The organism is Acidovorax sp. LjRoot74, from assembly GCF_964254355.1.
Lineage (GTDB): Bacteria > Pseudomonadota > Gammaproteobacteria > Burkholderiales > Burkholderiaceae_C > Acidovorax.
Map to the genome: position 1 here is coordinate 1,510,796 of NZ_CAXUTI020000001.1, position 20,037 is coordinate 1,530,832.

Annotated in this window: 14 protein-coding genes; 11 read left to right on the plus strand and 3 right to left on the minus strand. The window is 66.6% G+C overall.

Annotated features, from left to right (window positions below):
• Positions 1 to 89: 89 nt before the first annotated feature.
• From ACSQ3O_RS06940 to ACSQ3O_RS06965, 6 genes are all read left to right on the plus strand, one after another.
• Positions 90 to 6,086 carry an alpha-2-macroglobulin family protein gene (locus ACSQ3O_RS06940; protein WP_436138320.1) on the plus strand — a complete coding sequence of 1,999 codons (5,997 nt, stop codon included), beginning with the start codon at positions 90 to 92 and terminating at the stop codon, positions 6,084 to 6,086.
• 54 nt (positions 6,087 to 6,140) lie between these two features.
• Positions 6,141 to 6,509 (plus strand): hypothetical protein, encoded by a 369-nt coding sequence (locus ACSQ3O_RS06945; protein WP_137746125.1) that lies wholly within the window; start codon positions 6,141 to 6,143, stop codon positions 6,507 to 6,509.
• Entirely contained in the window at positions 6,502 to 6,855 is a 354-nt protein-coding gene (locus tag ACSQ3O_RS06950; RefSeq protein ID WP_436138321.1) for a hypothetical protein, read from the plus strand. The genes ACSQ3O_RS06945 and ACSQ3O_RS06950 overlap by 8 nt, the downstream gene beginning before the upstream one ends.
• Positions 6,845 to 9,244: a penicillin-binding protein 1C gene (gene pbpC, locus ACSQ3O_RS06955; protein WP_436138322.1), complete on the plus strand. Its 2,400-nt coding sequence runs from the start codon at positions 6,845 to 6,847 to the stop codon at positions 9,242 to 9,244. Before ACSQ3O_RS06950 ends, pbpC begins: the two co-directional genes overlap by 11 nt.
• 84 nt (positions 9,245 to 9,328) lie before the next feature.
• Entirely contained in the window at positions 9,329 to 11,611 is a 2,283-nt protein-coding gene (locus ACSQ3O_RS06960) for a diguanylate cyclase domain-containing protein (protein ID WP_436138323.1), read from the plus strand.
• A 216-nt stretch (positions 11,612 to 11,827) separates the two neighbouring features.
• Complete coding sequence (locus ACSQ3O_RS06965; RefSeq protein WP_436138324.1) at positions 11,828 to 12,994, plus strand: alpha-hydroxy acid oxidase; 1,167 nt, start codon at positions 11,828 to 11,830, stop codon at positions 12,992 to 12,994.
• An 11-nt stretch (positions 12,995 to 13,005) separates the two neighbouring features.
• Here ACSQ3O_RS06965 and ACSQ3O_RS06970 read toward each other — a convergent pair whose 3' ends face one another.
• Positions 13,006 to 13,377, minus strand: coding sequence for a c-type cytochrome (locus ACSQ3O_RS06970; protein WP_249367954.1), 372 nt, complete (start codon positions 13,375 to 13,377; stop codon positions 13,006 to 13,008).
• A gap of 283 nt (positions 13,378 to 13,660) precedes the next feature.
• Here ACSQ3O_RS06970 and ACSQ3O_RS06975 point away from each other — a divergent pair, with 283 nt between their 5' ends.
• The 5 genes from ACSQ3O_RS06975 (at position 13,661) to ACSQ3O_RS06995 (ending at position 17,518) form a co-directional block, all read left to right on the plus strand.
• Positions 13,661 to 14,236 carry an RNA polymerase sigma factor gene (locus ACSQ3O_RS06975; RefSeq protein WP_137746131.1) on the plus strand — a complete coding sequence of 192 codons (576 nt, stop codon included), beginning with the start codon at positions 13,661 to 13,663 and terminating at the stop codon, positions 14,234 to 14,236.
• Between the two features lie 10 nt (positions 14,237 to 14,246).
• Positions 14,247 to 15,038, plus strand: coding sequence for an anti-sigma factor (locus tag ACSQ3O_RS06980; protein WP_436138325.1), 792 nt, complete (start codon positions 14,247 to 14,249; stop codon positions 15,036 to 15,038).
• A 295-nt stretch (positions 15,039 to 15,333) separates the two neighbouring features.
• Positions 15,334 to 16,278 (plus strand): DUF3034 family protein, encoded by a 945-nt coding sequence (locus tag ACSQ3O_RS06985; protein WP_436138326.1) that lies wholly within the window; start codon positions 15,334 to 15,336, stop codon positions 16,276 to 16,278.
• Between the two features lie 13 nt (positions 16,279 to 16,291).
• Positions 16,292 to 16,753: a group I truncated hemoglobin gene (locus ACSQ3O_RS06990; RefSeq protein WP_436138327.1), complete on the plus strand. Its 462-nt coding sequence runs from the start codon at positions 16,292 to 16,294 to the stop codon at positions 16,751 to 16,753.
• Positions 16,754 to 16,765: 12 nt separating this feature from the next.
• Positions 16,766 to 17,518, plus strand: a complete 753-nt coding sequence (locus tag ACSQ3O_RS06995; protein WP_436138328.1) for a cupredoxin domain-containing protein — start codon at positions 16,766 to 16,768, stop codon at positions 17,516 to 17,518.
• 210 nt (positions 17,519 to 17,728) lie between these two features.
• Here the strand turns inward: ACSQ3O_RS06995 and ACSQ3O_RS07000 are convergent, their stop codons facing one another.
• A complete protein-coding gene (locus tag ACSQ3O_RS07000; RefSeq protein ID WP_436138329.1) occupies positions 17,729 to 18,784 on the minus strand; it encodes a c-type cytochrome in 1,056 nt (351 codons plus the stop codon).
• A gap of 172 nt (positions 18,785 to 18,956) precedes the next feature.
• A complete protein-coding gene (locus ACSQ3O_RS07005) occupies positions 18,957 to 20,033 on the minus strand; it encodes an ABC transporter substrate-binding protein (protein WP_137746140.1) in 1,077 nt (358 codons plus the stop codon).
• Positions 20,034 to 20,037: the final 4 nt, after the last annotated feature.

A 20,037-nucleotide genomic window follows, 5' to 3' on the forward strand; every position in this document is an offset into this window, starting at 1 on the left:
GTCGCGCCAATCCCCTTCCCCGCGCGGGGGCACTGGGGACGCCTGCCCTGGGCAGCCCGACAGGCTCCCAGTTCCTTCGGAGGGGAAAAATGAACAAGAAACAATGGATGCTGGCGGTCAGCCTGTCGCTGGCGGCCTGGGGGGCGCAGGCCCTGCAGATCAGCAGCTTCTCGCCGCAGGGCGAGGTGGCGCGTGTGCGCCAGGTGGTGGCCAAGTTCGATGCCGCTGCGGTCAACTTTGGCGACCCCAAGGCCCCCGCGCCCCTGAGCCTGAGCTGCAGCGACGCCAACGCCGCCAAAGGCACGGGCCGCTGGACGGGTGAGCGGGAATGGGTGTTTGACTTCGAGCGCGACCTGCCGCCCGGCGTGCGCTGCACGGCCACCGTCAAGATGGGGTTCAAATCGGCCCTTGGCGCTGAGCTGACGGGCACCAAAAGCTATCAATTCAATAGCGGTGGCCCGTTTGTGCAGGTCATCCGCCCCAACCCCTACGAACAGATCGACGAAGAACAGTTCTTCGTGCTGCAGCTCAACGGCCCTGCCACCGTGGCCAGCGTGCAGGAGCATGTGTGGTGCACTGCCGAGGGAGTGGGCGAGCGCATTCCCGTGCGCTTGATCGAGGGTGCGCAACGCGCCGAAATCCTCAAGGCGCTGGGCCTGGAGAAAAGCGCGCAGCAGGACCCGCTGCAGTACGCCACGCTGGCCTGCAACCGGCGCTTCACCTCGGGCTCGCGCATGCAGATCGTGTTTGGCAAGGGCGTGGCCACGCCCAGCGGGGTGCCCAACACGGTAGAAAAGCGCTTTGACTTCAAGGTGCGCGAGCCGTTTTCGGCCGAGTTCAGCTGCGAGCGCGAGAACGCGCAGGCCGCCTGTCTGCCCATCCGGCCCCTGCAGCTGTCCTTCAACACGCCGGTGCCGCGCAGCCTGGCCACGGCCATCCGCCTCAAGTCGGCCAAGGAAACCCTCAAGCCCCAGACCGATGGCGGCATCGAAAGCCAGAAGGGCGATGCGCTGGTCAACAGCGTGCAGTTTGCGGCGCCCCTGGCCGAGAACACAGCCTTCACGCTGGAGCTGCCCAAGGACTTCAAGGACGCCTCGGGCCGCCCGCTGCGCAATGCAGACAACTTCCCGCTCAAGGTGTCCACCGGCGGCATGCCGCCCCTGGCCAAATTTGCAGCGGCGCCGTTTGGCATCGTCGAGCGTTTTGCCGAAGGCCCCGCATCAGACAAGCCGCCCGCGCTGCTGCCGGTGACTTTGCGCAATGTGGAGGCCGCCCTGCGCGTGCAGGGCCTGCAGCCGGGCACGCCCGGTGCAGCGGCACCGGCAGGCAAGGTCAGCACGCTCCAGCCCGGCACCGATGCCGAGATCATTGCGTGGTTCCGCAAGGTCAAGCGCTATGACAACTACCTGGTGGACCGCAAGCAGGCCCGCCAGGACGTGACCGGCCCGCTGCCCAAGGTGCTGGACGACGACCGCAGCCATGTGCAGACACGCATGCTGTCGCTGCTGGCGGGCAAGGGTGGCGTGAAGACGCTGGACCTGCCCAAACCATCGAGCAACGACCCGCGCCCATTCGAGGTGGTGGGCATTCCGCTCTCGCCCGGCTTTCATGTGGTGGAGATCGCATCGCAAAAACTCGGCGCCTCGCTGCTGGACGACCGCCATGGCGAAGGCCGCACGATGTACGTGCGCACCTCGGCCCTGGTGACCAACCTGGGCGTGCATTTCAAGCTGGGCCGCGAGAACGCGCTGGCCTGGGTGACCACGCTGGACAAGGGCCAGCCCGTGCAGGGCGCCAAGGTGCGCGTGTCCGACTGCCGGGGCAACGAGGTGGGCACCGCCACCACCGACGCCCAGGGTGTGGCCCGGATCGAGGGGCTGTCGCCCGAGGCACCCACCTGCAGCGGCGATGACTGGACCCAGGCCTATTTCGTGAGCGCACGCTCCAAGGGGGCCGACGGCGTGGAAGACATGGCCTTCACCTGGAGCGACTGGCAGCGTGGCATCGAGCCCTGGCGCTTCAACGTGCCCACGCACACCGGCCCGCGCCCTACCGAGCGGGCCCACACCATTTTCGACCGCACCCTGCTGCGCGCAGGCGAAACCGTGTCGATGAAACATGTGCTGCGCACCGAAACCCGCAAGGGCTTTGGCCTGCCCAAGGAGCGGCCCGAGACCCTGGTGATCACCCACCTGGGCAGCGGCCAGCAGTTCACCCAACCGCTGGCCTGGCGCGACACCGCCACCGGCGGCCTCAGTGCGCAAAGCAGTTTTGCCATTCCGCCTGCGGCCAAGCTGGGCGTTTACCAGGTGGAGCTGCGTAACGATGCGGACAACGAACGCAGCTTCAGCTCGGGCGAGTTCCGGGTCGAGGAGTTCCGCCTGCCGGTGCTGGAAGGCCGCATCGCACCTGCCGACAAGAAGGCGCTGGTGCGCGTGCGCTCCGTGCCCACCGACGTGCAGATCAACTACGTGGCCGGTGGTGGCGCGGCCAACCTGCCGGTGCGCGTGTCGGCCATGGTGCGCGGCAAGTCGCTGAACTTCAGCGACTACGAGGCGTTCAGCTTCACCCCCCCGCGCAAGCGCGACCAGTCCAACGCCAACAGCGATGACGAAGAAGCCACGGCCAGCCAGGACGCGCGCGTGATTGCCGACAAGCTGCCGCTCACGCTCAACAAGGACGGCGCGGGCAAGCTCACCATCGACAACGTGCCCCAGGCGCGCCAGCCGCAGGAGCTGGTGATGGAAGCCACCTACGCCGACCCCAACGGCGAGGTGCAGACCCTGCGCAGCACACAAACCCTGTGGCCCGCCGGTGTGGTGGCAGGCATCAAGACCGAGGGCTGGGTGTCGGCCCGCCAGAAGATCCGCTTCCAGGCGCTGGCGCTGCAGCACACCGGCAAGCCCGCGCCTGACGTCGCGCTGCAGGTGCAGGCGATTGCGCGCATCACCACCACCACGCGCAAGCGCATGGTGGGCGGCTTCTACAGCTACGACAACCAGACCGAAACCAAGGACCTGGGCACGCTGTGCAGCGGCAAGAGTGATTCGCGCGGCCTGCTGCTGTGCGAGTCCAAACTCGACGAGGCGGGCGAGGTGGAACTGGTGGTGACCGCCACCGACAAGGACGGCAACACCAGCGTGGCCGCATCGTCGGTGTGGGTCACGCGCCAGGGCGAGCTGTGGTTTGGCGGCGAAGACCACGACCGCATCGACCTGCTGCCCGAGAAGAAGAGCTACCAGCCCGGCGAGACCGCCAAGTTCCAGGTGCGCATGCCGTTCCGCTTTGCCACGGCGCTGGTGGCGGTGGAGCGCGAGGGCATCATCGACACGCAGGTGGTGCAGCTCAACGGGCAGGACCCCACGGTGAGCCTCAAGATCCAGCCCGAGTGGGGGCCCAACGTGTACGTGAGCGTGCTGGCCCTGCGCGGCCGCCTGCGCGAGGTGCCGTGGTACAGCTTCTTCACCTGGGGCTTCAAGTCGCCGCGTGAGTGGTGGACCTCGTTCTGGTACGAAGGCCGTGAGTACCAGGCGCCCACGGCGCTGGTGGACCTCTCCAAGCCCGCCTACCGCCTGGGCCTGGCCGAGATCCGCGTGGGCACGCAGGCCCACCAGATTGACGTGAAGGTGCAGGCCGACAAGGAAAGCTATGCCGTGCGCGGCAAGGCACAGGTCACCATCACGGCCACCCTCCCAGGTGGCAAGCCCGCCGCGAATGCCGAAGTGGCCGTGGCCGCCGTGGACCAGGCCCTGCTGGAGCTGATGCCCAACACCAGCTGGAACCTGCTCGAAGCCATGCTGCAGCGCCGCAGCTGGGGGGTGGAGACATCGACCGCGCAGATGGAAATCATCGGGCGCCGCCACTATGGCAAGAAGGCCGTGCCCGCAGGTGGTGGCGGTGGCAAGGCGCAGACGCGCGAGCTGCTCGACACCTTGCTGCTGTGGCAGCCCGCCATCCAGCTCGACGCCAATGGCCAGGCCAAGGTGACGGTGCCGCTCAACGATGCGCTGACCACCTTCAAGATCGTGGCCGTGGCTGATGCGTCCACCGGCCTGTTTGGCACGGGCAGCACCAGCATCCGCGCCACGCAAGACCTGCAGATCATCAGCGGCCTGCCGCCCCTGGTGCGCGAGGACGACCAGTTCCGCGCCCAGCTCACGCTGCGCAACACCACCAAGGCGGCGATGAAGGTCGAAGTGGCCCCGCGCGCCACGCTGCTCGACTTGAAGCCCCAGACGGTGGACATCCCCGCAGGGGAATCGCGCGAGGTGGCCTGGACGGTGACCGCGCCCGCGCAACTGGCGCAGACCCGCACCCAGGCCATCCTGTGGGAGATCGAGGCCAAGGACACCGTGAGTGGCGCGCGCGACGCGCTCAAGGCCAGCCAGAGGCTGATCCCGGCCGTGCCGCTCGCGGTGCAGCAGGCCACGCTGGTGCAGGTGGATGGCAGCTTCAACCTGGACGTGAATCCACCCGCTGACGCCATCCCCGGGCGCGGTGGGTTGAAGATGTCGCTGCAGCCCAAGCTGGCCGAAGGCCTGCCCGGCGTGCGCGACTGGTGGGCGCGCTACCCATTTGCCTGCCTGGAGCAAAAGACCAGCAAGGCCGTGGGCCTGCGCGACGGCGCGCTGTGGCAGACCGTGGTGGCGCAGCTGCCCACCTACCTCGACAGCGATGGCCTGGCCAACTACTTCCCACCGCGCGATGGGGACGCTAACCGGGGCAGCGACACGCTCACCGCCTACGTGCTGGCCGCCACGCACGAGGCCGCCGCCATCAACCCCGCGTTTGCGCTGCCCGACGACGTGCGCGCCCCCATGGAGCGCGGCCTGATCGCCTTCATCGAAGGCCGCATCGAACGCAGCTTCTGGAGCCCGCGCAAGGACCTGGACATGCGCAAGCTCGCCGCCATCGAGGCGCTCTCGCGCTACGGCAAGGCCCAGGGCCGCATGGTGAGCAGCATCACCATTGCGCCCAACCAGTGGCCCACGCACGCGGTGATCGACTGGGTGAATGTCTTGAAGCGCGTGGCCGATGTGCCGCAGCGCGACCAGCGCCTGGCCGAAGCCATGCAGGTGCTACGCGCACGCCTGTCGTTCCAGGGCACCAAGCTCATCTTCAGCACCGAGCAGGACGACTACTGGTGGTGGCTGATGCAGAACGGCGACGTGAACACCGCCCGCCTGATGCTGGCCGTGATGGACGACCCCACCTGGAAGGACGACATGGGCCGCCTAGCCAACGGCTTCATCGGCCGCCAGCAGGCGGGCGCCTGGCACACCACCACGGCCAACCTGTGGGGTGGGCTGGCGCTGGAAAAATTCAGTGCCAAGTTCGAGGCGGTGCCAGTCTCCGGCACCACCAAGGCCAGCATGGGTGGCAACACCGCCAGCGTGGACTGGAGCAAGGTCGAGCGTGTGAAGACCAGCGACCTGACCGGTGCGCCCCACCAGGGTACCTGGTTTGGTGCGCCTGCTTCGCCGGGCAACCTCAAGAACAACGGCATGTTCCTGCCTTGGGCCAATGCGGCGGGCAAGGCAGGTGGCAAGGAGCAGCTCGCCGTCGCGCACCAGGGCCCCGGCAAGCCCTGGCTCACGCTGCAGTCGGTGGCCGCCATCCAGCTCAAGGCGCCGTTTGCGGCAGGCTATGCCATCACCAAGACCATCACGCCGGTGGAGCAGGCCAACAAGTCGCTGCCCGCAGGCCAGTACACGCGCGGCGACGTGCTGCGCGTGACGCTGGAAGTCAACGCCAGCGCCGACATGACCTGGGTGGCCATCACCGACCCCGTCCCGGGCGGCGCCACGATCCTGGGCAGCGGCCTGGGCCGCGACTCCGCCATCGCCACGCAGGGCGAAAAGGCGCGCACCGGCCCCGGCTGGCCCGCGTTTGAGGAGCGCAGCTTCGAGTCCTTCCGCAGCTACTACGAGTACCTGCCCAAGGGCACTGTCAAGATGGAATACACCGTGCGCCTCAACAACGTGGGCGACTTCGCGCTGCCCCCGAGCCGTGTCGAGGCGATGTACGCGCCCGAGATGTTTGGCGAGTTTCCCAACGCGCGGGTGAAGGTCGAAGCGGCGAAATAATTCGCTGTTGCACCACATGCCTCTTCAGCCACCCCAACCCGCTCCATCACGGCCATGAGCCTCAGCGTATTTGTCGAGCTGCGGTTCTGGCTGCTGGTGGTGTTTTCGGTGGTGCTGCCCGTGGGCATCTATGCGCTGCTGTTGGCCACCCGGTCCATCTCGCGCATGGCGGTGTTGGGCTTTGGCGTGGCGCTGGTGTTGATCGCGGGGGTGGATGTTTACCTGCTGCAGTCGCTCGCATCGCTGGCCAAGACCACGCCGTCGCTGGCGGACGACGCGGTGTTCCTCTCCGAACTCAGCATCGCGCTGTATGTGCTGCCCGTGGTGTTTGGTGGCATTGGCGTCAACCTGATGTCGCATGTGCTGCTGCGCCACCTGAGCGAGGCAGAAACCCGGTTTGACCGGGAGCATCCCGATGATTGAACGGTGGCGATCTCCCTTGCGCCCCAGGTGGTGCGCGGTGCTGGCTGGCACCCCTCTGGCCCCCCACGCCCATGGGCAGGAGGTGCTGGCCGTGGTGTACGCCCAAGCGGTGGTGGTGGCGGCGTGCCTGCTGCTGGCATGGTGGGTGCCTGGGCTGCGTGCGGCCCGCTGGGCTGCGGCGCTGGGCTGCGCGGCCGGGGTGGTGCTGGCATGGGCGCGGGTGCTGGATGTGCCCCGCCAGGCCCACGCGGCAGAGACCATGGCCTGGATGATGCTCTCGCCGCTGCTGGGCGCCGCTATGGCCGTGTTCTGGGCCTGGGTGCGCCGAGGCCGCCATGGCCGCTGACATCGGCGTGGCTGCGCGGGTGGGGCGCTGGTGGCGGCAGCATGCCCCCAGCCCGTTGGTGTTGTTTGCTGCGTTTTTGATAGCTATTGCGGCAAGCCCAGCGCGCGCAATACCCACTTTTGACGAGGTGCGGGCTGATTTCAAACCCTCCGACACCGTGCTGCTCTCGCGCGAAGGCGAGGTGCTGCAGCGCCTGCGCACCGACCCCACGGTGCGGCGCGGGCAGTGGGTGCCGCTGGCCGACATCTCGCCCGCGCTGCGCCAGGCGCTGGTGCTGAGCGAGGACAAGCGCTTTTTTGAACACAGCGGGGTGGACTGGCGCGCCGCATCGGCCGCCGCCTGGGGCAACCTGTGGAACCAGCGCACGCGCGGGGCCAGCACCATCACCATGCAGCTCGCTGGTTTGCTCGACGGCGACTGGCGCCAGGGCCCCGGCGGACGCACTGTGGTGCAGAAGGTCGGCCAGACGGTGGCGGCCCAGGTGCTGGACCGGCGCTGGCGCAAGGACCAGATCCTGGAGGCCTACCTCAACCTTGTGCCGTTTCGCAGCGAGCTGGTGGGCATCGACGCGCTGAGCCGCACGCTGTTTGGCAAGGCTGCCCATGGCCTGGACGACCGCGAGGCCGCAGTGGCCGCCGCGCTGGTGCGCGCGCCCAATGCCCGGCCTGCGCTGGTCGCGCAGCGGGCGTGTGGGGTGCTGCGCGACATGCAGAGGGGTGGCGTTGGCGGTAGTGGTAGCGGTGGTAGCGGTGGTAGCGGTGGGGCCCGCATCGACTGCGATGCGCTCGACCTGTTCACCACCGCCGCGCTGCAGCGCCGCGCGTTTGACGCGAGCGAAGGCGTGGCCCCGCACTTTGCGCGCCACCTGCTGCGCCAGCGCTTTGGCAAGGATGTAGCGGTTCCCGAGCGTGTGCAGAGCACGCTGCGCGCGCCGCTGCAGCGCTTTGCCGTGCAGACCCTGCAGCAGCACCTGCGCGAGCTGCGCGGCCGCAATGTGGAAGACGGGGCGCTGCTGGTGCTCGACAACGCCACGGGCGTGGTGCTGGCCTGGGTGGGATCGTCGGGCCAGCTCAGCCAGGCGAGCGAGGTGGATGGCGTGCTGGCGCTGCGCCAGCCGGGCTCTACGCTCAAGCCGTTTTTGTATGGGCAGGCGATTGCAGAGCGGCGCCTTACGGCCGCGTCGCTGGTGGATGACTCGCCCGCGCACATCGCCACGGCGGGCGGGCTCTACATCCCGCAGAACTACGACCGGCAGTTCAAGGGCTGGGTGTCGGTGCGCACGGCGCTGGCGGCGTCGCTCAACGTGCCGGCGGTGCGCACGCTGGTCATGGTCACGCCCGATGCGTTCCACCGCCAGCTCGGTGCCGTGGGCCTGCCGCTGCGCGAGAGTGGTGATTACTTCGGCTACAGCCTGGCGCTGGGCAGTCCCGAGGTGCCGCTCTTGCATCTGACCAACGCCTTTCGCACGCTGGCGAATGGTGGGCGGTTGAGCCCCGTGGCCCTGGCCTGGCCTGCCACGGGCCGGGCACCCGCGTTCACCCCAGGGATGGACCCGCGCGCGGCCTTCATCGTGGGCGACATCCTCTCGGATGTGAACGCACGCGCCCGCACCTTCGGCACTGACAGCGTGCTGGCCACGCGCTTCTGGACGGCAGTGAAGACCGGCACCAGCAAGGACATGCGCGACAACTGGGCCGTGGGCTGGTCCGAGCGCTACACCGTGGGCGTGTGGGTGGGCAACGCCAGCGGCGCGGCCATGCACGACGTGAGCGGCACCAGCGGCGCCGCGCCCATCTGGGCGGCGGTGATGGGCTTTTTGCACGCGCGCGAGCCCAGCCGTGCACCCAGGCCGGCGCAGGGGCTGCTGCAGGCGAAGGTGCGGTTTGGTCCCGGGCCCGTGGCAGATGGCATGCTGGGCCGTGCGCCCGACCTCCGCCTGCCGCTGGAGGCCGCGCGCGAAGAGTGGTTTGTGCAGGGCACGCAGCAGCCCTTGTTTGCTATTGATTCAGTAGCTGATACGCCATATCCATCGCGCGCAGAAGGCCCAAAAAGCTTCAAAAAAGAGCTTGCCCAGGCGGCCGAGGCACCCGGCAGTCCGGCCCGCATCACCGCGCCCGCTCCCGGCACCATCATTGCGCTGGACCCGGACATTCCCCCCGCGCGCCAGCGCCTGCAGTTCACGGCCACGGGCGACGGGCTGCTCTGGCGCATGGATGGCAAGCCCCTGGGCCGGGGCCCGCGTGTGGCCTGGCTGCCCTGGCCGGGGCGGCATGTGGTGCAGATCACCGATGCCCGAGGGCAGGTGCTGGACGAGATCCGCATCGAGGTGCGCGGAGCGGGCGTGGTGGCAGGCACAGGGACATCCCTAACCCGTGCGGCAACGCCTTGACGCGCCCAAAGCCGAGGAATACGGTGTGATTTCCCCATTCAGCGCCCCGATACGGGTCGCCTAAAATGGTTACAAATTATTTCTATGCCGTTTTTGCGCCAGTTCTTTTCGCATCGCCTGATCTGGCTTGCTGTGTTGGTCTCTTTGGGGATCGGTGCGCTGTTTGCGCGCTCGATCTGGACCATCCGCCAGGACGAATGGAACTACGCTGCGCAGACCAATGCCAACCTGGTGCAGACCCTGGAGCAGGGCCTGGGCTGGGTGCTGGATTCGTTCGACAAGTCCCTGGAGGGCGTGGCCCGTGAGGTAGGCCGCCCCGAGGTGTGGGCGCTGCCCGCCGAGCTGCGCGCGCGGGTGGTGTTCGACAACTCGCTGCGCGCCCGAGGCGCGGGGGATGTGCTGGTGCTAGATGCCCAGGGCAACATCATCCTGGATTCCGGCTCGCTCGTGCCGCGCAAGGCCAACCTCGCCGATCGGGACTACTTCCTGGCGTTCAAGAAAGACGGGCACCAGGGCCTGTACATCGGCAAGCCCGTGCCTTCGCGCATCACAGGGCTCAATATCCTGCCCTTGTCGCGGGCGTATTTCCATGCCGATGGCAGCTTTGCGGGCGTGGTGGTGGGGGCCGTGCGCCTGAGTTACTTCAACGAACTCTTTGGTGCGCTGGACATGGGCTCCAACAGCGGCGTGAATCTGTTCCGCAGCGATGGCGTGGTGATCTCGCGCTTCCCCTACGGTGACATGGATGTGGGCAAGACGATTGCCGGGTCGCCCAACATGCTGCGCTTTCAGAAAGAGGGCAATGGCGCTTTTGTGGGCACGGCGGCGCTCGATGGGGTCGAGCGCCTGTATGCCTTCCGGCAGGTTGGCGAGTTCCCGCTCATCATCAACGTGGCCCAGGCCACCGACACCATCCTGGGCAAGTGGTACCGCAGCTCCCTGTGGTTGGGTGGCTTTGCGCTATTGCTGATGGCTGCCTGCCTGGGGCTGGCCCTTTTGTTCGTGCGCGAGCTGACCCTGCGCCAGAAGGTGGCGGCCCGGCTCAGCGAGGCCGAGCACGATGTGCGCACCATCCTCAACAACATGCCGTCGATGATCGGCTACTGGGACGCGCAGCTGCTCAACCGCTTTGCCAACAAGTCCCACTTCGAGTGGTTTGGCATCCAGCCTGAGCGGCTGCGGGGCATGCACTTCAGCGAGCTGGTGGGCCCCGAGCGTTTTGCAGTGAACAAGCCGTTTCTGGAGCGCGCGCTGCAGGGCGAGCCGCAGCTGTTCGAAAGCACCTTGCTGGATGTGCATGGCGTGTCGCGCCACATCATCGTCTCGTATGTGCCCGACACCGAGGCGGGCGCCGTGCGCGGCATTTTTGTGCAGACCACCGACATCTCCGACCGAAAGCGCATGGAGGACGAGCTGTTTGACGAAAAGGAGCGCGTGCGCCTCACGCTGCAGTCCATTGGCGATGCCGTGGTCTGCTCGGACGCCCGGGGCGCTGTCACTTACCTCAACCCGGCGGCCGAGCGGCTCACGGGCTGGCAGGCCTTTGATGCCGCAGGCCACAACGTCGATGGGGTGGTGTGCCTGCGCAGCCCAGACAACGATGCGCTGCTGCCCAGCCCGTTGCGCACCGCCATCCAGCAAGGCTCTGTGATGGAGGCCGTGCGGGGCATCGTGGTGCACCGCCGCAGCGGCCAGCGCTTTCAGGTGGAGGAAACCGCCAGCCCCATCACCGACCGCCATGGCGCCGTCAAAGGTGCGGTGGCCGTGCTGCGCGACGTGACCGAGGCCGTGGCCATGGCCGAGCGCATGGCGCACCTGGCGCAGTACGACGCACTGACCGATCTGCCCAACCGCGTGCTGTTGCACGACCGCGCGCAGCTGGCCATTGCCCAGGCCCGGCGCGATGGCAAGTCGCTGGCCGTGATGTACCTGGACCTGGATGGCTTCAAGGAAGTCAATGACCGCCTGGGCCACGATGTGGGCGATGTGCTGCTGGTGCAGTTTGCCCAGCGCCTGAAGGCGGCCGTGCGTGCGTCTGACACCGTGTGCCGCCAGGGCGGCGACGAATTTGTGGTGCTGTTGCCCGGCCTGGAGGGCGCCGAGCCCGCGCGCAGTGTGGCGCGCAAGATCCTGGCGTCGTGCGACGCGCCCTTCGAGCTGGCGGGCGAGCCCATGCGCGTGGGGCTCAGCGGTGGCATCGCGCTGTTCCCGCAGCATGGCGACACCTTCGACGCACTCTCGCGCCACGCCGACAGCGCCATGTACGCCGCCAAGCGCGGTGGCCGCATGCGCTTCATGCTGTACCGGGGGGCTGACGTGGAACCCGAGGTGGTGTTGCCCGACGTGGTGGTGGGTGCCGAAGGGTGAGCGGCGGGGCTGGGTGCATGATTTGCTACTAAATTTGTAGCTATCACCGCATGACCATTGCGCGGAGAAGGCACTTTTTTCTTGAAAAGCGGCCGCCCGCGCGCCACACACAGAGGCTGCGCTGAAAATTTGTTGCAGCCCGTCGAAATAATTTTGATGGCTGCCCCCGGCGCCTGCGCCTACCATCTGGCGCATTCCCCACCCTGGAGAGCCTGCGTGCCTGACCTGTCCAAAATCACCTGCATCGAAGACCTGCGTGCCATCGCCCAGCGCCGCGTGCCGCGCATGTTCTATGACTACGCCGATTCAGGCTCGTACACCGAGGGCACCTACCGCGCCAACGAAAGCGACTTCCAGCGCATCAAGCTGCGCCAGCGCGTGGCGGTGAACATGGAAGGCCGCACCACCCGCACCACCATGGTGGGCCAGGACGTGGCCATGCCCGTGGCGATTGCGCCCACGGGGCTCACCGGCATGCAGCATGCCGACGGCGAGATCCTGGGCGCCAAGGCGGCCAAGGCCTTCGGCATCCCGTTCACGCTCTCGACCATGAGCATCTGCTCCATCGAAGACATTGCCGAACACACGGGCCGCCACCCGTTCTGGTTCCAGGTGTATGTGATGCGCGACCGCGACTTCATCGAGCGCCTGATCGACCGCGCCAAGGCCGCCAACTGCTCGGCGCTGCAGCTCACGCTGGACCTGCAGATCCTGGGCCAGCGCCACAAGGACATCAAGAACGGCCTGTCGGCCCCGCCCAAGCCCACCATTGCCAACCTCATCAACCTGGCCACCAAACCCCGCTGGTGCCTGGGCATGCTTGCTACCCGCCGCCGCAGCTTTGGCAACATCGTGGGCCATGCCAAGGGCGTGGGCGATCTGTCGTCGCTGTCGTCGTGGACGGCCGAGCAGTTCGACCCACAACTCAACTGGGGTGATGTGGAGTGGATCAAGAAGCGCTGGGGCGGCAAGCTGATCCTGAAGGGCATCATGGACGCCGAAGACGCACGCCTGGCCGTGAACAGCGGCGCAGATGCACTCATCGTCAGCAACCATGGCGGCCGCCAGCTCGATGGCGCGCCATCCTCCATTGCCGCGCTGCCAGGCATTGCCGCAGCGGCAGGCAAGGACATCGAGGTGTGGATGGATGGCGGCATCCGCAGCGGGCAGGACGTGCTCAAGGCCCGCGCGCTGGGCGCGCAGGGCACGCTGATCGGGCGCAGCTTCCTGTACGGCCTGGGCGCCTTTGGCGAGGCGGGCGTGACCCGCGCGCTGCAGATCATCCAGAAGGAGCTGGACATCACCATGGCGTTTTGTGGCCACACCAACATCAACAACGTGGACCGCTCCATCCTGCTGCCGGGTACGTTTCCCGTCGCCTGAGCCGGGAGGCGTTACCGGGCGGCTGCCTCCGGTGACGGCAGGCGTTTGAGAGTGGCCAGATAGGCCACCACGTCCTCACGGTCGCGCGCCTTGTCGAGTTGGTAGTCCATGGCTTGGCCGGGGATCAGCGCCTCGGGGTCGCGCAGCCAGGCCTTGAGCGTGTCCCGCGTCCACAGAATCTTGCTTGCGCTCAGCGCGGGCGAATAGTCAAAGTCCTTCAGCGCCCCCGCGCGGCGCCCCAGCACGCCCCGGTGAGCCGGGCCGTCTCCATGCTGGTCGGCGCTGTGGCAGCTACTGCAGTGCGCGGCATACAGCGCGGCACCACGTTCTACCGACTGGGCGGCAGCGGGGCTGTGGGCCGTCCATAGCAGGGCGGCTGCCACGGCTACACAATGAACAAGGGGCACTGGGCGAGGCAGGGGCATGGCGGGGAGCGACGGGTGGAAAGCGCCTTGGGCGCGAGCAGGCGAACCCTTGCAATACGGCCTCTCCATCCATCTGGATTCATTCGGCCCTGTCCGGGTGGGGAAAATCCGGCGACACGTGACTCCGCTGCCGAGACGCTGTTTGTGCCCCCACTACATCCAAAGTGCCCGCTGTTGCGTATTCACCTACAGCAATGCCCTGCAGGCACTGCCGAACCGACCAATCCCAGAGAATGGGCGCATGAGCACCCTCCACCCAGACAGTGAACTGATGGACCTCCTAGATCGTATTGCCGCGCAGGACGATTCCGCGCTGAAGAGACTGTACGAGCGCACCTCGTCGCAGCTTTTTGGCCTGGCCCTGCGCATCGTCCGCAACCGTGACGCTGCGGAGGATGTGCTGCAGGAGGCGTTCTTGACCATCTGGCGCAGCGCAGGCAGTTACCGGGCTTCGCTGAGCCCGCCCATGGCGTGGATGGGGCTTATCGTGCGCAGCCGGGCGCTGGATGCCCTGCGCAAGCGCACCTCCGACCGGGCCGATCTGATGAACGAGCTGGACGATGACATGGCGCAGACGCTGGAAGGCGACTCGCCCAACCCCATGGACGCTGCCGATGCCAGCGAGCAGGCCTTTGCCCTGCACCACTGCCTGGGCAAGCTGGAGAGCAAACAGCGCGAGGTAGTGAGCCTGGCCTACCTGCGCGACCAGAGCCATGGTGAGCTGGCCGAGCAGCTCAAGCTGCCGCTGGGCACCGTCAAGACCTGGATTCGCCGGGGGCTGGAGCAACTGCGTGCCTGCATGGCGCGCTATGCCTGAGGTCGTCGCCATGAACATCACCCAACACCCCGATCTGCTCGACCGCCTGGCCGCCAGCTACGCCCTGGGCACGCTGCGCGGTGGCGCCCGCCGCCGCTTTGAAACCCTGGCGCGCGAGCACGCCACCGTGCGCGCCGCCGCCCTGGTGTGGCAGACCCGCTGGTCGGGCCTGACCGAATTGCAACCCGCCATCACGCCCGCACCGGTCGTGTGGACCCGCATCGACAACCTCGTGCAAGCCGACAAGTCGGCGGCGGCCATGCAGGCAGCGCGCGCCCCCACCCCAGCCACGGCCCCCGGTGGCTGGTGGCGTAACCTGCTGGTGTGGCGAGGTGCCGCAGCCGCGGGTGCCATTGCCACGCTGGCCGCGGTGGTGGTGGGCGTGCAGGTCAACGGTGGCCTGCGGGCTACGACCGGCGCGCAGATTGCCACGCTGCAGCAGCAACTGCAGGCCACGCCGCAGATCCAGTACGTGGCCGTGCTGGCCGACGACAAGGCTGCCGCTTCGATGCTGGTCACCTTCGATCCCAAGAACAACCAGCTGAAGCTGCAGCGGGTGGGCAGCTTTCAGGAGAGCGCGGACAAGTCGCTGCAACTGTGGGCGTTGCCGCCTGCGGGTGGGCCGCGCTCGCTGGGGGTTCTGGGACAAGACAAGCTACTGACCCTGGTGGCCGGTGAGGCCGATGTGCGCCAAGTGCCCACGCTGGCCATCAGCCTGGAGCCCAAAGGTGGTGTGCCAAGCGCTACCGGGCCGACGGGGCCGGTGCTGTTCAAGGGCGAGCTGATCCAGCGGATGCTGTAAGCGCGTAGGCGCTCGCTCGGAGCGCGGCAGAAGGCATCGAGGCCAAACGCCCGAAAGCCGAGGATCGCCGGGCCGTCCCCACCAGTCCAGGCTGGGGGCCCTGGGTCTGCCGCTGCACGCAGCATGCTGATCCGGGCAGAAGTCCCTCAGGGTTTGTACCTGCCTGTGTGGGGAGAGGACTGGGTTTTTGGCAACTGGCCAAAAAATATTCGCTGTTCCTGAATCCGGTTTGGATCTATGGTCGTATCTAAGTTGCAACAACTTTTTACAACCTGTTTCTTCACTGGAGACCGCGATGACACTCAGGCCCCCCTTCACTTTGCTCGCTGCGGCCGCAGCGCTGGCACTTGCCACCTGCGGTGTTGCCCATGCCGACACGGGCAAGCTCCTGCTCACGGGCGGCGTCAGCACCATCGCCGGGTCGGCGGGCGGGGGCCTGACGCCCTGGGCGGTCATCGGCAGCAACGCCACCGCAGGCGAGGTGGGGTTTTCGGGCTACGTCACGCGTGCGGCAACGCAGGACTACAGCCTGAACGGCTACGGTGTGGCGTTGGGCCTGCATGACCGGGTGGAGCTGTCGCTGGCCCGGCAGGACTTTGATGCATCGCCAGCCATTGCACTGAACGGCATTGCGCCGTTTGGTGTCACGCCGGGGCAGCACATCAAGATGGATGTGATCGGCATCAAGGTCAAGGTGGCGGGCGATGCTGTGCTGAACGCCGATTCGTTCATGCCGCAGATCGCTGTGGGCCTGGAGCACAAACAAACGCGTCCCGGCTCCATCGGTTCGGTGCTGGATTTCCTGGGCACCAAGACCAGCGGGACGGATGTGTACGTCAGCGCCACCAAGCTGCTGCTTGCACAAAGCCTGCTCGTCAACGGCACGCTGCGCTACACCAATGCCAACCAGAACGGCCTGCTGGGCTTTGGCTCTGCCGCCCCCGGCAAGAACAGCCGCAGCCTGCAGCCCGAATTCTCGATTGCGTACCTCATCAACAAGAACCTGGCCGTGGGCGCCGAATACCGTTTCAAGCCCAACAACCTGCAGGCGCTGGGCGCCGCCGCCGGGTTGGGCGCCGCACTGCGCGAGGACGACTGGAAAGACATCTTCATTGCCTGGGCCCCCAACAAGAACGTGTCGCTGACGCTGGCCTATGTGGACCTGGGTCGCATCGTGCCCGGCATCACCAACAACCGCCGCCAGACGGGCTATTACCTGTCGGCCCAAGTCGCTTTCTAAGGAGATTTTTTCCATGACGGACTCCAAAACCCTCATCGCCATTGCCCTTGCCCTGGGTGGCCTGCTGGCCCAGCCAGCGTTTGCACAAACCACCAGCATGGGCACGGCCGCAGCGCCTGCGGGCCTGTACCAGGCGCTGGGTGAAAAGCCCGGTATCACCCGCCTGATGGATGACTTTGTGAACCGCCTGGTCAAGGACCCGCGCATCGGCAGCCACTTCAAGGACGTGAAACCAGCCGCTCTGAAGGAAAGCCTGACCGACCAGATCTGCCAGCTGAGCGGCGGGCCTTGCAAATATGAAGGCGCTGACATGAAATCGGCCCATGCCGACATGGACATCAACAAGGGCCATTTCAATGCCCTGGTGGAGGTGCTGCAAAGCGCCATGGATGCCCAGGGCATACCGTTCGCTCAGCAAAACCGTCTTCTGGCACTGCTGGCGCCCATGCACCGTGATGTGATCACCATCCGTTAACACACTGCTTTCATGAAAAACACTCTGGTTTTTATAGCTGCCAGCGCTTTGTGGGCAAGCGCTAGCGCCGGAAACGTTCAGATTCAGGTGCTGGACCGCGACGGAAAACCGGTGCCCGAGGCCGTGGTGGTGCTGTACCCCAGCGGCACCGGCGGCACGCCCCCCGGCCTGCTGCAACCCAACCCCACCATCGAGCAGGAAAAAATGCGCTTTTTGCCCGCGGTCACGGTGGTCGAGCCCGGCGCCACGGTGCGGTTCACCAACCAGGACCGCTGGGACCACCATGTGCGTGGTGCGGCGGCCGGTCTGTCGGCCACGGCTTCCAACGCCAATGCCGGGTTTGAGTTGCGTCTGGCGGGCAAGGCCGATGGCAAGCCCGCGAACTCCGCCGAGGTCAAGCTCGATGCGCCGGGGGTGATGCTGCTGTCCTGCCATTTGCATGGCTCCATGCGTGGCCATGTGTTTGTGACGGATTCGCGCTGGACGCTGAAGACCGACGCCGACGGCATTGCGCGTTTTCCGGGCGTGCCGGATGGCGCTGCACAGGTGCGCGTTTGGCATGCTGAGCAGTTGATTGATCTACCGCGCAAGGCCCTGAACGTGGTGCCAGGGCCGGTCCTGGACACCGTGCAGCTGAGCGTGGTGCCGCGCGTGCGCCGTGCGCCTCCGGCGGGGCCTGCGCCCTCCACCACACCAGGGGGACCGACGGGGGGCTATAGCCAGGGGCCTGCGGGGTCGACGGAGCAGGTGGCGCACCGCCATTGACCGAAGCGCGGTGCGATTGGGGTTTGAGGTGCTGGGACTGGGCTGCGTTGATTGCGCAGATTGCGGTGGCCGAAGGTCGCCTTCCCGGGTATCAGCCCAGCGCTCATCCCCTCTGCCTGCGCTCAGTCGACTATCAAAATAATAGCTGTTAGCGCTTTGTCAGAAAGCGCCAAGGGCTAAAAACATCCCGCAATCGCGCATCAAAACGCGTCAACCCGGCATCCGCAACCCCGAAGAAACCGAAGGCAAGCTGGATGGGCGATGCGGCTGCCCCAGCGGTTGTTCCACGCGCACCACCTGTGCCTCCGTGGTGAGGGCCCCCCGCACCCCGTCGCCACTGGGTGCTGTCGTGCCCACGTTCGCGCCGGTGCCCACTGTCTTCGCACTTTCGCCTTGCGCGGTCAGAAACAAATACAGCGCCTGGGCATCCACGTCGCTCAGTTGCCCCAAAGACTCAAACGGCATCACCTTGATCGGCGTACCATCCGGGCGCTTGCCGGAACGCAGCATGGTGACAAAGCTGGCGCTGCTGGCGTAGCGGGCCATAGCGCTGTCCTTGCCGGGACGAATGTCGGATGCAGCGGGCCAGTCCGGAGGGCCGCCCGGAATCTTGCCGCCCGACAGGTCGGCGCCATGGCAACCGATGCACATGTTGGCGACGTATTGCCCGTTGGCCACTGTCAGGCCAGCAGGCACGGGGCGCGATGGCGCCATTTGGTGGTCGATGCGTGCGGCGGCATCGGGGACGGCGCCCAGGCCATACAGCACCCAGGCGGGGCGGGGCAGCTCCACCACCGCCTGCTGGGTGCTCTCCTGGGGCGGCAGCTGGCGGATGTACGACACCAGTGCGTTCAGGTCGTCGTTGGTGAAGCGGTTGTAGTCTTCGCTGGGCATCACCATCACGGGGCGGCCGTTGGGCTTGACGCCATGGCGGATCACGCTGTTCCAGTCCTCGGGCTGGTAGCGGCCCACCACGCCTGCGGAAGTGATATTGGGCCCTGCGATGCGCGTGCCCTTGCCATCGTTCACAAACTCGCGGCCCGTGCCCTGCGCGCCATGGCAGTCGGTGCAGCCGCGCGATGCATACAGGTAGCGCCCGCGTTCAATCGTTTGCGCATCGGTGGTGTAGGCCACGGGGCGCGGCTTGATGTCGATGTAGCGGTTGCGCCGCTGCTCGGCCAGGTACAGGCCGCTGGTTGCGGTGGCGGCCACGATCACGCCCAGCAGCATGGCGCCGCCTGCAGTCCATTTGATCCAGCGTTTCATGGTGGTATCCCTCTTCTTCGATTCAACGACCCAATTGCCGTGTTCAGGCGGCGGATTCTGAATTCGAAGCAGCGGTTTGGGTCACCCCCATGCCGCAGTGTGTGGCAGGGCCGGTGACATTTGTCACAAACAGCCCGCTGGTGTGAGCAGGCGTTGCCTGTTCACACCCTTCTCAGCGCTCGACGGTCTTGTTCCAGCGCGTGTTCCAGGCGGGGCGGTTGGCGTTCACGCTGTCCCAGTCCAGCGTCACGGCATTTTTCATCCACTGGCTGATCTGGGCGACCTGGGCCGCGCCTTCGCCCACGGCCGGTGCCTTGGGGTTGGTGGGGATCTGTGCGCCAAATTGCAGCACGTTGGCCTGGGCCAGCGGGCTCAGCAAAAATTCGGCGAGCTTCTGTGCCAGCTCGGGCTCACTGTTTTTCGCAATCACGCACTGGCCGGTCATGAGCACCACCGAGCCTTCCTTGGGCTGTGCATATTCCACCGGGATGCCCTTGGACTTGAGCGCTGCCACCGCCGTGGGTGTGAGCGGGAACAGCGCGGCCTCACCCGTCTGCACCATCTCGGAGATCTTGGCCGAGCTGGGGATGTACTCCAGCACATTGGGGCCGATGGTCTTGGCCCAGTTGTTGAAGCCCGGCTCCACGTTCTTGTCGTTGCCGCCCTGGATGCGGTTGAACATCAAGAAGCCGTGCAGCCCGAAGGACGACGACGGCATGGACTGGAACACCACCTTGCCCTTGAACTTGGGGTCGGCAAAGTCCATCCACGACGTGGGCGCGGCCCAGCCCTTTTCGGCAAACATCTTGGTGTTGTAGGCAATGCCCGTCATGCCCAGGCTCACGCCGCTGGCCAGGTCGTCCTTGAAGCGCGCGGCAGGGTAGATGTCGTTCAGGTGCGGGTTGGGCTTTTGCTTCTCGCACAGGCCCATGCCCATGGCGCGCACCATGATGCCGTCATCGAGGAACATCACGTGCATCTGCGGCTTGTCCTTGTTGGCCTGGGCCTTGGCCAGGATGTCCGAGGACGTGCCGGGCACCACCACCACGCGCGCGCCGTGCAGCTTTTCAAAGGCCGGGAACACGTACTGCGTGTATGCCTTCTCCATGGTGCCGCCGTTCATGCCGATGTACAGCGTCTTGGTTTGTGCAACGGCGGCGCCGCTGGCGGCCAGGGCCGTGGCAGCAGCCGCTGCGGCCAGCAGGCCACGGCGCAGGGAGACAACGTTCGAGCGGAAAGCGAAGTTCATGGTG